This window comes from Salegentibacter sp. (assembly GCF_036568425.1).
GTDB lineage: Bacteria > Bacteroidota > Bacteroidia > Flavobacteriales > Flavobacteriaceae > Salegentibacter.
In genome coordinates this window covers 37315-53617 of the sequence record NZ_DATCSO010000081.1, presented here as the reverse complement: position 1 = coordinate 53617, position 16303 = coordinate 37315, and the positions used below count along the sequence as shown (strand labels likewise).

Annotated in this window: 13 protein-coding genes; 6 read left to right on the top strand and 7 right to left on the bottom strand. The window is 38.4% G+C overall.

Annotation, left to right across the window (positions count from 1 at the left end; translation table 11 throughout):
- Nucleotides 1–25: 25 nt before the first annotated feature.
- The 4 genes from VIM94_RS08035 to VIM94_RS08020 form a co-directional block, all read right to left on the bottom strand.
- The gene (locus VIM94_RS08035) at nt 26–2428 is read right to left on the bottom strand and encodes a glycoside hydrolase family 65 protein (protein ID WP_332038777.1); all 2403 of its coding nucleotides are present in this window, start codon (nt 2426–2428) and stop codon (nt 26–28) included.
- A gap of 22 nt (nt 2429–2450) precedes the next feature.
- Nucleotides 2451–3983, bottom strand: a complete 1533-nt coding sequence (gene otsB, locus VIM94_RS08030) for a trehalose-phosphatase (RefSeq protein WP_332038776.1) — start codon at nt 3981–3983, stop codon at nt 2451–2453.
- A 239-nt stretch (nt 3984–4222) separates the two neighbouring features.
- A complete protein-coding gene (locus VIM94_RS08025; protein WP_332038775.1) occupies nt 4223–5863 on the bottom strand; it encodes a M1 family metallopeptidase in 1641 nt (546 codons plus the stop codon).
- Nucleotides 5864–5902: 39 nt separating this feature from the next.
- A complete protein-coding gene (locus tag VIM94_RS08020) occupies nt 5903–7531 on the bottom strand; it encodes an acyl-CoA carboxylase subunit beta (protein WP_332038774.1) in 1629 nt (542 codons plus the stop codon).
- A gap of 157 nt (nt 7532–7688) precedes the next feature.
- Between VIM94_RS08020 and VIM94_RS08015 the strand changes: the two genes are divergently transcribed.
- From VIM94_RS08015 to ettA, 3 genes are all read left to right on the top strand, one after another.
- Nucleotides 7689–7868 (top strand): CAL67264 family membrane protein, encoded by a 180-nt coding sequence (locus tag VIM94_RS08015; RefSeq protein WP_332038772.1) that lies wholly within the window; start codon nt 7689–7691, stop codon nt 7866–7868.
- Nucleotide 7869: 1 nt separating this feature from the next.
- The gene (locus VIM94_RS08010) at nt 7870–8346 is read left to right on the top strand and encodes a DinB family protein (protein WP_332038771.1); all 477 of its coding nucleotides are present in this window, start codon (nt 7870–7872) and stop codon (nt 8344–8346) included.
- Nucleotides 8347–8436: 90 nt separating this feature from the next.
- Nucleotides 8437–10128, top strand: coding sequence for an energy-dependent translational throttle protein EttA (gene ettA / locus VIM94_RS08005; protein WP_332038770.1), 1692 nt, complete (start codon nt 8437–8439; stop codon nt 10126–10128).
- 55 nt (nt 10129–10183) lie between these two features.
- On the opposite strand, the gene VIM94_RS08000 is transcribed toward ettA, so the two are convergent.
- Together VIM94_RS08000 and VIM94_RS07995 are read right to left on the bottom strand one after the other, a co-directional pair.
- Nucleotides 10184–10438, bottom strand: coding sequence for a DUF1456 family protein (locus tag VIM94_RS08000; protein ID WP_332038769.1), 255 nt, complete (start codon nt 10436–10438; stop codon nt 10184–10186).
- Between the two features lie 33 nt (nt 10439–10471).
- Nucleotides 10472–11761, bottom strand: coding sequence for a DUF2254 domain-containing protein (locus tag VIM94_RS07995; protein WP_332038768.1), 1290 nt, complete (start codon nt 11759–11761; stop codon nt 10472–10474).
- Nucleotides 11762–11927: 166 nt separating this feature from the next.
- Between VIM94_RS07995 and VIM94_RS07990 the strand changes: the two genes are divergently transcribed.
- The 3 genes from VIM94_RS07990 (at nt 11928) to VIM94_RS07980 (ending at nt 14958) form a co-directional block, all read left to right on the top strand.
- A complete protein-coding gene (locus tag VIM94_RS07990) occupies nt 11928–12371 on the top strand; it encodes an Hsp20/alpha crystallin family protein (protein ID WP_332038767.1) in 444 nt (147 codons plus the stop codon).
- A gap of 298 nt (nt 12372–12669) precedes the next feature.
- Nucleotides 12670–14283, top strand: coding sequence for a thiamine pyrophosphate-dependent enzyme (locus VIM94_RS07985; protein WP_332038766.1), 1614 nt, complete (start codon nt 12670–12672; stop codon nt 14281–14283).
- Nucleotides 14284–14358: 75 nt separating this feature from the next.
- On the top strand, nt 14359–14958 hold the full coding sequence (locus VIM94_RS07980) for an indolepyruvate oxidoreductase subunit beta (RefSeq protein WP_332038765.1): 600 nt from the start codon (nt 14359–14361) through the stop codon (nt 14956–14958).
- Between the two features lie 105 nt (nt 14959–15063).
- Here VIM94_RS07980 and VIM94_RS07975 read toward each other — a convergent pair whose 3' ends face one another.
- A complete protein-coding gene (locus tag VIM94_RS07975) occupies nt 15064–16281 on the bottom strand; it encodes a PLP-dependent aminotransferase family protein (RefSeq protein ID WP_332038764.1) in 1218 nt (405 codons plus the stop codon).
- Nucleotides 16282–16303: the final 22 nt, after the last annotated feature.

Genomic DNA, 16303 nt, shown 5'->3' with positions numbered 1-16303 from the left:
AGATGTGAATTTTATCTTCAGGGGTTTAGGATTGTGGCAAGAGAGAAAACTCCCTAACTTCTCCAATTTTGAATTTATATATTTTATTAAGAACCCCAATATTCACTTCATTGCTCCAGCCTTCTTCAAAGGAAATTTTTATCTTTTCATGTTGCACTGAGACATAGATCCAGTGCTTTTTGTAATTAATGCGCATAGAAATCTGTTTAATACCGTCAGGCACGCTTGGATTTATCCATAAAGCATCATCGCATACAGCAAGTCCTGCAAAATTGCGTTGAATAAGGTCTAATGATCCTGCCATCGCTCCCAGATGAATTCCCTCTGGTGTAGTCCCGCCCTGAATGTCTTCAAAATCACTGATAATGAGTGTTTCAAAATTCTTCCAGGATTTTGCTTTGTCGTATTTTGACTGGATCCAGGAAAAAACCAATCGGCTAAGCGTAGATCCATGAGAAGTGCGTTCGCTGTAATATTCAATGTTTCTGTTGATCATCTCTTCCTGAAATTCATACCCCAGATTTTCAAGAATATTTTTTAATTCCTCCTGAGTGAACAGGTAAAAAAGCATGAGGACATCTGCCTGTTTACTAGCCTTATAGTTGTTTGGGGTGTCTCCTTCTTTTTCAAGGATCCTGTCCAGGCGTTGTATATCATCATATTTATTCTGGTAATCCTTCCACGGAAACTCCTGAAGCTTTTCATAACCTTCAAATTGATTGATAATACCATCTTTGATAAAGGGGACGTACATTTTTTTACTGATGTCCTGCCACAAAGAAAACTCTGCATCATCGATACCCAGAACCCGGAGCAATTCACGTTTTCGGCTTTTCTCAATAAGTTCCAGAATCTCTAAAGCTTTTTGTAGCACCCAAGCTGCCATTATATTTGTATAAGCATTGTTTTTTAGGCCTTGTTCCTCAGAATCTGGATAGGAGGTGTGGTACTCGTCGGGCCCAACCACTCCGTGAATTTCATAACGATCCCGCTCCTCATTATACTTAGCTTTACTAGCCCAGAATAAAGCGATGCTCAGGAACATTTCTGCTCCAAAATAGGAAAGGAAAAGTTTGTCATCTGAGGCTACATAATAATTCCAGATATTAAAGGCAATAGCTGAATTTACATGTCTTTGTAAATGGGTGTTATCGGGGATCCAATTCCCCGATTCGGGATTCAAATGTATTATTTGGCTTTCTTCCCTTCCGTTGCTTCCACTTTGCCATGGAAACATAGCACCTTTGTAACCTTTCTGGGTGGCGGCATAACGGGCTTCATCCAGCCTGTAATAACGATACATCAGTAAACTTCTGGTGATTTCAGGAAACCTCAGGTTCAGAAAAGGATAAATATAAAGCTCATCCCAAAAAATATGGCCTCTGTAAGCTTCCCCATGCAAGCCCCTGGATGGCACTCCTGCATCAAGGCTTATCGTGTTTGGAGAAATGGTTTGCAGACTGTGAAAAATATGTAGGCGTGCTAATTGTTGAATTTTTTTACTACCAATTATTCCTATGTCCGAACGGTGCCACAAAAACCTATATATTTCTTCTTGCCTATTTAGTAAATGTTTGAATCTTTTCACCCGGCTAATATCATTACAGGCTTCAAGGGATGGTTCGGTGATGGCTCTGTCGCGGTTGGTATAAATAGCCACGATCTTTTCAACCACGTATTTTTTTCCTTCTTTAGCTGGAAAATGAAAAACCTGCTCTATATATCCATCTTTTTGATGTGAGGTAATATCACTTTTTACGATTTTCTGCCTGGAATAAATCTGGGTTCTGGCTGCCTGGGCCATTATAATTTTCGATTGTTTTGTCTGGACCTGTAAAAGCATGCTATTTTGATTGAATACCTCCGTGTTTACAGGATCCAGATGATGCCCTTCCAGTTCCTTGTATCGGGCAACATTATCATTTTTAACAGTACCGTCCAGAGCTGTGCGTATTTCCAAATTCCCGCTCCAGTTTTGAGGAGTAAAATGCCATTGTATAGCAGCCAGATGCATATCTTTCATACTTACAAGGCGGCGGCTGTGAATAGAAGTTATTCTGCCATCTGGATCTTTAATTTTGAAAATTCGTTCCAGCGTGCCTTTTTTCATGTCCAGAACCTGCCGGTATTCAAGTATTTCTACATTCTCGAGATTTAACCATTCCCCTCCCTCCGGTCTGAAACTAAGGCAGAGCCAGTTGGGGAAATTCACCAGGTCTTCATTTTCAATATTTCTGTCTGCAATTTTTGTTTTTGCCCGGTTGTATCCTCCAGCAAGATAAGTTCCGGGGTAATTGAAGCTGTTGTTGGAATTTTCTTCAGCCGCACCTCTGGAGCCAATATAGCCGTTACCTAAAGTACAAAGAGCCTCCCGGAGTTTTTGTTCCTCTGGTTTCCATTCATTATAGGTAATACGAAAAGGCGCCATAATTCTTTTTTTTCTGCCTATTTTATCTAATCTTTTCTTCTAAATGTTGAAGAAAACTGGTCACTTCTTTAGTATTACGAAGTGCTAAAGAAGCTGAAGTTTTTTCACCATGTGTACCTACCAGGATTCCGATACCATCTTTTTTGATCACCTCAAATCCGTCCTCATCAGTAATATCATCACCCAGATATATTCGAAGATATTTTTTCTTGTCCCAGCCTAGTTTTTCAGTAAGCCAATCTAATGCATAACCTTTGTTCCAATCTATATTCGGCTTGAGTTCACGGATCTTCTTCCCGCTGCCGATTTTTAATATTTCCAGACGATCGGCTTCTTTCTGAACTACATCTTTTATTTCCTGAATATTTTCTTTTTCTACATTCCTGTAGTGAACGGCAATAGCGAATTTTTTTCTTTCGATTTTTACCCCCTGGATATTTTGTAGCTGTTCTTTTAAATGTTTTTCAGCTTCGTCGAGGGCAGGAGTAACTTCTTTTTCAGATTCATGTACCATTTGCAAGCCTTTAGGACCTGTAATATCAAAGCCATGACTTCCGGCATAAATAACAGTGTCTATTTTAATCTTTGATTTTAGATCTTTGAGATCACGTCCGCTGATGATCGCTACGGGAGTAATATTAGAAAGCCCGGTGATAATTTTCCTGTTATCATCCGGCAATTCTGCGGCATCGGGATCTGAAACAATAGGGGTCAAGGTGCCGTCATAATCGAGAAAAATGGTGATCTTCCTGTTCCCTTTTTTTTCGAATAGGTCCTCAATTTCTTCGAGGGCATTGGGGAGGGTCTCCGGGTTTTTTTTATCCTGGTATAAAAGTTCTGTGAGTTTATTAACTACTATATCTGCACCGGCCTTCTCTAATGATTTTTCTTTGCCATTTCTTGACACCCCAACTACATAAGCAAAGTTTCCTTTTTTTCCTGCTTGTACACCCTGGATGGCATCTTCTATTATGATAGTATCTTCAGGCTTTACCTGGAGATATTCAGAGGCTTTTAGAAACATATCCGGTTCCGGTTTTCCTCTTAAGTGTTCTTCTTTTAATGTATTTCCATCTACTCTTACCTTAAACTTATCTTCAAGGCCTGTTTTTTGCATGATGTATTTACAGTTTTGACTGGAAGAGATTACGGCAAGTTTTATATTCTCTTTTTTCCACTTTTTAATCATTTCCGCGGCATCGTCATAAACCTGAACTCCATCCTTTTCAACAACATCCATAAAGATATTGTTCTTTCTTTTGCCCAATCCGTGAACTGTGTTTTTTCCAGGTTCATCATCTGGGTTTCCTTCCGGGATGTTGATATTACGAGATTTTAAGAAACCCCTGATTCCGTCCAGTCGTGGAATGCCATCTATGTATTTGTTGTAGTCAATTTTGATGTCCAATGGCCGGAAACTTTCTCCTTCTCTTTTCTCTAAAAATTCATCAAACATTTTTTTCCATGCCTTGGCATGAACTCTTGCAGTTTTTGTAATCACTCCATCCATGTCTAAAATTACAGCTCCAAAATTCAGGTTTTTAATTTCCGACATCTCTTATATCTTTTATTAATAAACGTTATCAATTTTTAATACTACCTAATGATTACTTTAAAATAAGTTACTAATAATTTCCAGAAAAACAGGGGGATTTTACAGGATTAGAATAAATTTAACGAGCAAGGAACATTGATATACAGCAGTGTAACAGGATAAGTTTTCTAAAAATAAGTCAAAAAAAACCTGCAAAAATAAAAGTTCTGCAGGTTAGGTATAAACGTAGAAATTGTAACTTATTCTATAAAAGAAGAATCAATATAAAACTCAAGGTCGTTTACTCTTATATCATCCAGATCCTCCACTTCCGGATCAAAAAACTGCCAGCTTTCAGTGGGAAAGATTCTCTTTTCGGTACCATCAATAAAAATATCAACCGGCATTGTAAACTCTTCAACGTCGGCTTGCCAGCGATAACCCACTCTCTCATTTTCTTTTTTAAACTGAAGTTCTGGTAGGTCGGTATAACGTAAATATTGATCAAAAACAGGTTGTAGGTCTACCTTCACAGGCTCATTAAAAAATGCTTCAGTTTGCTCTGTAACTATAGTTTGGTGTTTATAGGTTTCGGTGTAATCTTTTAAGGTTTTCCACCATAGCTCATCGTCGTCATAGATACTTCTAATCATATTTAATAAATTAGCTCCTTTAGGGTACATATCGCCAGAACCTTCACTATTCACACCATAATCCCCGATTATAGTTGTAGAATTACCAATTCCTTTTCTTGTGCCTTTAAGATATTCAAGCGCTTCTTCTTTTCCCCAGCGACATTCAATATAAACGGCTTCAGAATAAGATGTGAATCCCTCGTGGATCCACATATCGGCAATATCGTTAGCGGTTATACTGTTGCCATACCATTCGTGTCCCGATTCGTGAATAATGATGAAATCCCATTTCAAGCCTATCCCTGTTCCCGAAAGATCATTGCCCAGGTAGCCCATTTTATATTCATTCCCGTAGGCTACTGCACTTTGATGTTCCATTCCCAGATATGGAGTTTCCACCAGCTTAAAACCATCATCTACAAAAGGATATTCCCCAAATTTCTCATAAAAACAATCCATCATGGGCTTAACCTCTTCAAACTGCTTTTTGGCTTTTTCCAGGTTGTAGGGCAAAACATAATAATCGAGTTGCAGATCTTTATAGGAATCTGAAAAATGTTCATAATTCGCAATGTTTATCATTACGTTATAATTATTGATTGGGTTTACGGTTTTCCAGCTCCACTCGGTAAAACCATCACCTAAATTTTCCTCGCCTAAAAACTGCCCGTTAGAAACGTTCATTAGTCCGTTGGGAACTGCAATATCCAGCTGAACTTCTTCCGGTTCGTCACTTTGATGATCTTTGTTGGGGTACCAAAGGCTGGCCCCGGTTCCCTGTACAGCTACTCCAACCCAGGGATTCCCATCTTCATCCTCATCCCAAACAAATCCGCCATCCCAGGGAGCATTTTTTGCTACAATAGGATGCCCCGAGTAATAGAACTCAATTTCACCTTTCACCCCGGCACCTATCCTTTGATTCAATTCAATAAATACCGCATTATGTTTTCGTTCATAATCCAAAGTCTCCTCATTCTGAAGGATAGAATCTATTTTCATATTTTCAAAGAGATCAATTTGAATTGTAGAGAGTTCTTCTTCAGCAATAAAACTAATTGTATTAGATCCAGAAATAAATTCTTTATCAGGTAAAACCCTTAGTTTTAAATGATATTTCTGAACATCGAAAGCTCGCTCCGGCCTTAGGGAGCCACGAAGCGAATCGGCTTGAGTGTACCCTCCTTCTTTATTGGTTAAGACCTGGGCACATGAGACATTGGCAGCTGTAATTAACACAGCCAGAAATAGAATTATTTTTTTCATATATACTTTAAAATTTCTCTATTTGGGATTTAAGTGATTTTAGGTCTGGATAACCCCCATATTAAAATCCTTCTCAATAGGAGCGTGGTTGGCAGCTTCAATTCCCATGGAGATCCACTTTCTGGTGTCTAAAGGATCTATCACTGCGTCTGTCCATAAGCGGGCGGCCGCATAATAGGGAGAGGTTTGCTCGTCGTACCGGGATTTGATCTTTTCAAAAACTTCTTTTTCCTTTTCCTCATCAACTTTCTCTCCTTTTTTCTCCAGAGCCGCGGTTTCAATTTGGGCTAGTACCTTTGCTGCTTGTGTTCCTCCCATCACGGCCAGTTCGGCACTTGGCCAGGCTACTATAAGTCGTGGATCGTATGCCTTTCCGCACATAGCGTAATTCCCGGCACCGTAAGAATTTCCCATAATGATAGTAAATTTCGGAACTACCGAATTACTTACTGCGTTCACCATTTTAGCGCCATCTTTTATAATTCCGCCGTGTTCGCTTTTACTACCTACCATAAATCCGGTTACATCCTGAAGGAATACTAAAGGAATTTTTTTCTGATTACAGTTAGCAATAAAACGTGTAGCCTTATCGGCCGAATCTGAATAAATCACCCCGCCAAACTGCATTTCGCCTTTCTTGGTTTTTACAACTTTTCGTTGATTGGCAACAATGCCTACGGCCCAGCCATCAATCCTGGCATAGCCGGTTATGATGGTTTGTCCGTAGCCTTCTTTATACTCTTCAAAGTCTGAGCCATCTACCAGGCGGGAAATAATTTCCCGCACATCATATTGGTCACTGCGTTTTTTGGGAAGAATTCCGTAGATATCTTCAGGTTTTTCTTTTGGCTTTACACCTTTTTTATGGCTGAAACCGGCTTTGTCGAAATCCCCAATCTTATCCATGATGTTTTTAATACGGGTAAGGGCATCTTTATCGTCTTTTGCTTTGTAATCCGTGACTCCACTTATTTCAGAATGCGTGGTTGCTCCCCCCAGGGTTTCATTATCTACAGATTCGCCTATGGCAGCCTTCACGAGGTAACTCCCGGCAAGAAAGATACTTCCGGTTTTTTCCACAATAAGTGCTTCATCGCTCATAATGGGTAGATAAGCACCACCGGCTACACAACTGCCCATTACCGCAGCGATCTGGGTGATTCCCATGGAGCTCATCACGGCATTATTTCTAAAAATCCTTCCAAAGTGTTCCTTATCCGGGAAGATCTCATCCTGCATGGGAAGATAAACCCCCGCACTATCTACAAGATAAATTATAGGAAGACGATTTTCTATGGCGATTTCCTGGGCTCGAAGATTCTTTTTTCCCGTTATAGGGAACCAGGCACCTGCTTTTACCGTGGCATCGTTGGCCACAATTATACATTGTTTTTCAGAAACATAACCTATTTTTACAACCACTCCTCCTGAAGGGCAGCCCCCGTGTTCCTCATACATCCCATCTCCTGCAAATGCACCTATTTCTATAGATTTATTGGGATCATCCAGGAGGAAATCTATGCGTTCTCTGGCAGTCATTTTTCCTTTTGCATGATGTTTTTCTATGCGCTTTTCACCACCTCCAAGTTTAACTCGTTTTAATTTATGGTTTAATGAAGATACCAGGAGTTTATTATGGTCTTCATTCTTATTAAAGGTCATATTCATATTATCTTTTTTCTGAAGTAAATGGATTATTCCTTATTAAAATTTCAGATTTTAATTTAAATGTTGTCTCTATTTTGGCTAAAATACAAAATAGGTGGTATTTTTAAACTCTAAATTATACTCAAAAAAATCCGATATTTACACTAAAGAATAGTTTATGGGAATGAATAAAAATACCATCTTCGGATGGGCCTCCTTTATAATGTTTATAATAGGTGCGGCCCTGATACTGCTGGGTGTGCTAAAATATATAGATTACGCCATAGGTTTTTCGGTGGCAGGCATTGGGTTTTTTGCTATTTCCTGGGCTTTTAACGCGCTAAAAGGAAGGGTTTAAAATGAATTCACCAGAATACCGGCAACAACTAATCAATCATCTTCGGGGAGGGGAAGCCTTTATGCCCATAGATGAGCTTGTTGATAAGGTTCCTTTCGAAATTTTGGGTGAACGCCCTTCAGAATTACCTTATTCATTTTATGAAATCTTCTATCATATCAAATATGCTCAGAAGGATATTCTGGAATTTTGTACTGCCGATAGTTATAAAACCCCGAATTGGCCTGATGACTACTGGCCTGGTGCCACAGCTCCTGAAAATGAGGTGACCTGGAAAAAAATTAAATCAGATTATTTTAAGGAACGTGAAGAATTTGCTTCTTTTATTTTGGAGGAAAGTAATGACCTGCTATCTCCGGTGAAAAATGCTAAAGATCAGAGTTTGTTGCGGGAGGCCATGCTGGTAGTAGAACACACCGCTTATCATACAGGCCAGCTTCTGATTATTTCCAGACTGCTCGGTGTTTATTCAGCATAAAAAGGATTAATTTTCTAAAGTTATTTTATGATATTTGCATTTCTTCAGAAATTAAGCTTCTGAAGTTCAATCTATTAAAAACAAATTATTATGTCAGACGATAAAAAAGTAATCTTTTCAATGTCTGGAGTGACTAAAACGTATAAAAATGCGAACACTCCGGTTTTGAAAAATATATATTTAAGTTTCTTTTATGGTGCAAAAATTGGGATTTTAGGTCTTAACGGCTCGGGGAAATCTACTTTGCTTCGCATAATTGCCGGGGAAGACAAAAATTACCAGGGAGATGTGGTATTCTCACCGGGGTATTCGGTAGGGTACCTCGAACAGGAACCTCAACTCGATGAAGATAAAACAGTTCTTGAGATTGTGAAGGAAGGCGTTGCTGAGACTGTGGAGATCCTTGACGAGTACAATAAGATCAATGATATGTTTGGTTTACCTGAGGTTTATGAAGATGCCGATAAGATGCAGAAGCTAATGGATAAGCAGGCAGTGCTTCAGGACAGGATAGATGCCAGCAATGCGTGGGAACTCGATACTAAGCTGGAGATTGCAATGGATGCGCTACGTACTCCGGAGCCTGATAAACCTATAAGCGTGCTTTCGGGAGGAGAAAGAAGAAGGGTGGCTTTATGTCGGCTTTTACTGCAGGAACCCGATATTTTACTGCTGGATGAGCCTACCAACCATCTTGATGCCGAATCGGTACATTGGTTGGAACATCACCTGGCACAGTATAAAGGTACCGTGATCGCCGTAACTCACGATAGATATTTTCTTGATAATGTGGCAGGCTGGATTCTTGAACTGGATAGAGGAGAAGGGATACCTTGGAAAGGGAATTACTCTTCCTGGCTGGATCAAAAATCGAAGCGTTTAGCCCAGGAGCAAAAACAGGCTAGCAAGCGCCAAAAAACGCTTGAACGAGAATTGGAATGGGCCAGGATGAACCCCAAAGGGAGGCAGGCTAAACAAAAAGCAAGACTTAATAACTACGATAAACTCCTTAGCCAGGATCAAAAACAGGCAGATGAGAAGCTGGAAATATACATTCCAAACGGTCCGCGTCTTGGTAATAATGTGATCGAAGCGAAAGGTGTAAGTAAAGCTTTTGGTGATAAATTGCTCTATGAAGATTTGAATTTCAATCTACCCCAGGCCGGGATTGTTGGGATCATTGGTCCTAACGGAGCGGGTAAAACCACAATCTTTAAAATGATTATAGGAGAGGAAAAACCCGACAAAGGAACTTTTGAGGTTGGAGAAACCGCAAAGATCGCTTACGTGGACCAGGCGCATTCCAATATTGAACCTGAAAAAACAATCTGGCAGAACTTTAGTGATGAACAGGAACTTATTATGATGGGTGGCCGTCAGGTGAATTCCAGAGCTTATTTAAGCCGATTTAACTTTAGTGGAAGTGAGCAAAACAAAAAGGTGAACATGCTCTCCGGTGGTGAAAGAAACCGACTTCATTTAGCGATGACTTTAAAAGAAGAAGGTAACGTTCTCCTGCTTGATGAGCCTACCAACGACCTGGATGTAAATACGCTTCGGGCTTTGGAAGAAGGTTTGGAGAATTTTGCAGGTTGTGCCGTGGTGATCTCTCACGATAGATGGTTCCTGGATAGAGTATGTACCCATATTCTTGCTTTTGAAGGGAATTCTCAGGTTTATTTCTTTGAAGGTAGTTTCTCTGATTATGAAGAGAACAAGAAGAAACGCCTGGGTGGTGATACAATGCCAAAACGAATTAAGTATAAAAAACTGGTGCGGTAAGCAATCCCGTTTATGTAAACTAAAAACCTCCTTCAATTTGAAGGAGGTTTTTAGTTTAATTTTGTTTCTTTTTAGGTTTCTTTTCGGGCATTGGTCCACGAAGATGAATAATGAGACCGTTAAGGAAGTTTCGGAGGAACTGGTCTCCACACTCCATATATTTTGGATGATCTTCACTGCGGAAAATAGCTCCAATTTCGCTTTTTGTCACCTTAAAGTCTACAAGCGCACAAATTTTCACAATATCATCATCGCGTAATTTATGAGCTACTCTTAATTTCTTAAAAATATCGTTGTTTGTTAATCCCATCCTGCAAAATTAAACTTTTCCGAATTCAACCTGTTAAGTATTCAAATTTAATTTTTCAGAAAGGTTTTTTAGTAATTCCTGATCCGCAGGGTTGGTGATGCTTTGAAACGCATCTACTAATAATGTTTTAGCCTCTTTGTCTATAACATCATAAAATCCGGGGTTGACACTTTCCTGGGTTTTTAAATACCGAAACATCTGCATAAGTTTTTGAACGATTGTAATATCCTCTTTGCAATAAGTGCGAAGGGAAGCCATGACATTATACATTAACTCTTCAAAACTTATAACATCTATTTTAATTTTATTGTTTTTCTCTGTGATATGCACACTGTAATCATTTTTTTGCATTCGCATCGCCCATAGTTCTGTTAAATAATCTATTCCATTCATTGCTGTACCGGGATCATTGATTCCCGGGGACATTGCTTTCACAATGATCTCGGTTATTTGTTTGAATGCAAGCGCATAATTTCGGGAAACCAGTTCATCTCTGGAATAAACAACCGTTTGGCGTATTTCCTGAAATGTGGCCTCATCTATTTTCCTGGATGTTTTTAACAAAGGGATACCTTTTAAAACAAAGACTCCCTTGACCGGAAGAATATGAAGGTTAATCTCTTTTTTGTCGCAAATCGCTTTTAAATTTTCGAGATGAAGATTCTGAAAGTATCCGCTTTTTTCAGCGTAGAATTCTGACCAGTCTGTGCTATCCGGGAAATTCTTTTCGTTATCTGCAGGATCTTCAATTAGAAATTTTAATCGGGTTTTTGCTGATTTATAAATTTTATCAAGAATATTATTGATCTGAATATTTTGTGAAATTGTATGAATGAAATAAATGAAGGCCCACATACAGATCACGGTAAAGATAATGCCCACCAAAACCGAAAATCCCGGGACCTGGTACTCTTCACCTTTAGGTTGAATTGACACCGCTATAAAAATGCAATAAAGAATTGTTGCCAGATAAACCCCCAAAATAACCTGGTGTTTTTTGTTGGAGATAAGCCCCGGTAGGAGTCGGGGAGAATAATTGGTAGAAGCCTGATTTAGCAAAACCATAACCATGGAAAAACTAAAGACCATCATAGAGATTAGTCCCGTAATACAGGCGCTCAAAATGGTTAATGCAGTATCGCCGTCATTAACCACAAGGCTGGGGAAATTATCCATAAGATATGCTGAGATTCCGCGGTTCTCAGCATAGATTAACAGGAAAGCCATAAAGAAACCAATCGCTGCAAACAGACTGGGGTAGAATGCGATTTTGCTTTTTAAGGAGTTGAAAGCACCAATGAGTTTCGACCAGAGTTTATTCATTTTAGAAAAGTTTGGTCTAAGTTAATTAATTCCCATTTAAGTGAATGCGTCAAAAAGGCAGTGAGAACAGCACTAATAAAGACAAATAGTCATTATTTTTCTATTGGAATTTAATTTGCTAATTACAATTCAGAAAATAAAATGTTCAACAAAAAATATAAAAGCTATGAGTTTAATTAAAAGAGATGAGACCAATTGGTTGCCTTCGGTTTTTGACGATATGTTTAAAACCGATTGGTTAGGAGGTACCACTAATGTTAACAGTATTGGGACCAGTATTCCTGCAGTGAACATCCAGGAAGATGATGAAGGATTTACCGTTGAGGTAGCCGCACCCGGAAAAACCAAAGCCGATTTCAATATCGAACTTGATAATGATGTGTTGACAATTTCCTCTGAAGAGAAAAAAGAAAAGGAATCTTCAGAAAAGAATGGAAGATACACTAGGAGAGAGTTTAGCTACGGCAACTTTAAGCGCGCCTTTAGTTTGCCGGAGAGCGTAGATACTGAAAAGATTTCTGCCTCTTACAGAGATGGAGTTTTGTTTATCGGTCTGCCAAAAAGAGAAGAAGCTAAGGTACAAGCGAAAAGAATGATTGAGATTAAGTAATAATTAGTTTATCTATTATTTAAACCCCATAGAATTTCTATGGGGTTTGTTGTTTTAAGGAGGCCAGGGGTTTTGATTTAGAAAGATATTTACCGGTGTTTTGAAGTTTTAAACTTATTTTAAATCGAAAATACACTTGAATATCCTTATAGTATGACCTCCGTCATACCTAATTACTCACGATACTTTTAAATTAGTTTTTAGAACTTAGAGTATTTTATGAAATGCCTGTTAAGAATTAAAAAATCACAGCTATGATTATCACCGTATTTCGTCCGTCTCATAAAAAAAATCACAGATGAAAAGTTTACTATTAGGTAATGAAGCACTTGCTCAAGGTAGTATTGATGCGGGTTTGTCGGGTGTTTATGCCTATCCTGGCACACCTTCAACTGAAATAACAGAATATATTCAAAATTCGAAACTTGCTAAGGAATTAAAGATACATACCACCTGGTCTGTTAACGAAAAAACAGCCATGGAAGCTGCTTTAGGAATGTCTTATGTTGGTAAGAGATCTATGGTAGTAATGAAGCATGTTGGTTTAAATGTGGCTTCAGATGTTTTTATGAATATGGCTGTTTCCGGAATAAATGGCGGACTGGTGGTCGTAGTAGCCGATGACCCTTCTATGCACTCATCTCAGAATGAACAGGATTCGCGGTTTTATGGAAAATTTGCGATGATTCCAACATTAGAGCCATCAAATCAGCAAGAAGCTTATGACCTTATGTTGTATGCTTTTGACCTCTCTGAGAAATTAAAATTACCTGTGTTATTCAGAATGGTTACCCGTTTATCGCATTCCCGTGCAGGAATAGATGTTAAGCAAAGACATCATCAAAACGATATAAATTTACCATTAGATACTTCACGCTTTGCTTTGCTTCCTATGAATGCTAGAAAGCAGTTTGATTTATTAATTGATAAACAGGAAACCTTAATAGAACTTTCTGAAAAATCTGAATTAAATAAACTAAAACTAGGGGACCAAAATGGGATAGGGATTATCGCGTGTGGAATAGCCTATAACTACGTGATGGAAAATATTGGGGAAGATGAAACCTCATATTCTGTCTTAAAGGTGTCACAGTATCCTTTACCCAAAGAAAAAATAAAAACTTTATACCGGCATTGCGAGCAAATCCTGGTTATAGAAGAAGGTTACCCGGTGGTTGAAGAGTTATTGCACAATTATTTTGATGAAAACGATAAGATTAAAGGAAAAATATCCGGTAATCTTCCACGAACAGGGGAGCTTAATCCTTCTATTGTTGGTAAATTATTAGGCCTTAAGGAAGGAATTGCTAAACCTATTCCCTCTGTAGTTACTGCAAGGCCTCCACAGCTTTGCGAAGGTTGTGGCCATACAGATCTATTTAATACTATTAATGAAGTGGTCGCCGATATTGGAAACAAAAGTGTTTTTGGAGATATTGGTTGTTACGCACTTGGTGCTTTGCCGCCTTTAAATACCATTAATGCCCTTATCGATATGGGAGCCTCTATTACAATGGCTAAAGGTGCTGCTGATGCAGGCCTGGAGAATGCCATTGCAGTTATTGGCGATTCAACTTTTACCCATTCCGGAATGACCGGGCTTTTGGATGCTGTGTATGAAAATTCCCCCATAACTGTTATTATTTCAGATAACTCTGCAATTGCTATGACTGGAGCCCAGGAATCAACTGCTGTGGGGAGATTGCATAAGATTTGTCTGGGAATTGGAGTTGATCCAGAGCACCTGAAAACTATTGTGCCTTTAAAGAAGAACCATGAGCACAATGCAGAAGTGTTGCGAAACGAATTAAAATATAAAGGCGTTTCGGTTATTATTTCTGAAAGACCTTGTGTTAGGTTGTCCAGGGAACAAAAAAAGGAGATAAAAGCCAAAATTGCATCCCTAAATTAAAGTAAACAGAGTGTAAAGTTTCTTTCGGGCTGGGCATTCTCTCTTAACTAAGTAAAAACATTTAAGTTTAAACAGATGAAAACAAATATTATATTATCAGGTGTTGGTGGTCAGGGTATTCTAACCATTGCTGCGGTTTTAGATACAGCGGCTTTAAGCGAAAACTTGTTCATTAAACAATCAGAAGTTCACGGGATGAGCCAGCGCGGAGGCGCGGTGCAATCTCATGTTCGGATATCTGATAAAGAAATATTCTCTGACTTAATCCCTGAAGGAAAAGCCGATTTAATTCTTTCGGTAGAGCCAATGGAACTATTAAGGTATTTGCACTTTTTGTCAGAAGATGGCTGGCTTGTAACAGATTCAGAACCATTTATTAATACTGCCAACTACCCTGATAAAAACGATTTGTTTGACCAAATAAAAAAGCATCCTAAGAATATCATCGTAAATGCTACTGAAATTGCAAAATCTATTGGGAATTCAAAAGTTGCAAATATGGTTTTACTGGGAGCTGCTTCTACTATTTTACCATTATCGGAAGAAAGTTTGTTGGCAGCTATTACAAAGTTATTTCAACATAAAAGTGAAAGGATTATCAAGTTAAACCAGGAAGCATTTTTTGAAGGTAAAAGAGTTGCTCAAGAATTTATGAATCTAGCTGCAAGGGAGTAAATGGGGTAAAAAATAAACCCCACCTATCTCTATTAGTATAGGGTTTTCATCTAGCCAATCCAGTGGATTTAACTACTAAAATGAAAATGTATCCAGCATACTGGTTTATTTAAGGGTGACTTCAGAATTTTCGAGTACCTTTTTTATGGCTTTGGAGAGTATGATTACCCCTTTCTCTATACTGTTTTTCGGCATATTTGAATAAGATAGACGTAATCTATCATCCTTTTTACTGTCTGGATCGAAGGTTCTCCCCGTAACGAATACCACCCCTTCCTTAAGGGTTTCTTTGAATATATCTGTTGATTTTATATGCTCCGGTAATTTAAGCCAGATATAGAAACCTCCTTTCGGTTCATTCCAGGTAATTTCTTTCGGCATATAGGTTTCAAGATGTTTTTGTAACAGGTTTTTGCGTTCGGAATATTCGCTTCTCAGAAATTTTAAATAAGGATCCAGCATATTTTGAGCTAAAAATTCATTTGCTAAAATTTGCATGAAATTAGAAGTGCAGGCATCCAATGCTTGTTTTACCGATTCTGCTTTTTCGAAAATTTCCTCAGAAGATAACATATAACCTAATCTAAAGCCCGGACCAAGTATTTTGGAAAATGAACCTGTATAAATTATTTCAACATCCTTCACCCCAAATGATTTCATGGACCTGGTTAAATGTTTTTCCTCAACTTTAAAAAACAAATCACTATATGCATCATCCTCCAATAAGATTATTCCCGTGCCTGACAGGACTTCCAGAAGCTCTTTTTTTCTTTCCGGGGTGTAAATGATACCAGCCGGATTATGATAATTCGGTGTAACGTATAGAAACTTTGGTGTTCTGTTTAAGGAAGTGATTTTATCTTTTAAGGCTTGTATGTCTATACCATCTTTGTTAATAGGGATACTATGTATCTCGGCTCCAAAAGTTTCAAAAACAGATAAAGCTCCGACAAAACTGGGGTTTTCTGTCAGTATAATATCTCCCTCGTTTACGAATTCCTGAGTAATAATGGAAATGGCCTGAAGAGAACCGGTGGTGATTAAAATTCTATTATCACCTATTTCTAAGCCTTTGTTTTCCAAATAGTTTTCAAGGGATTTGACCAAAGGAGGATACCCTGAGGTTGGTCCGTATTGAAAACATAATTTTTTAATTTCTTCAGGAAGAGAATTGTAAATAACATCAATTTGTTTTAATGGAAACAAGTCATTGTTGGGCATCCCACCGGCAAATGAAATCATGCTTTTTCCGGAAGCCTGTTTCATTAATTGCTTGATGTCTTCAGAATGCATAGAATTAACCGCGTTTGAAAATGCATACATATCCTTATGATTTAACTATCTT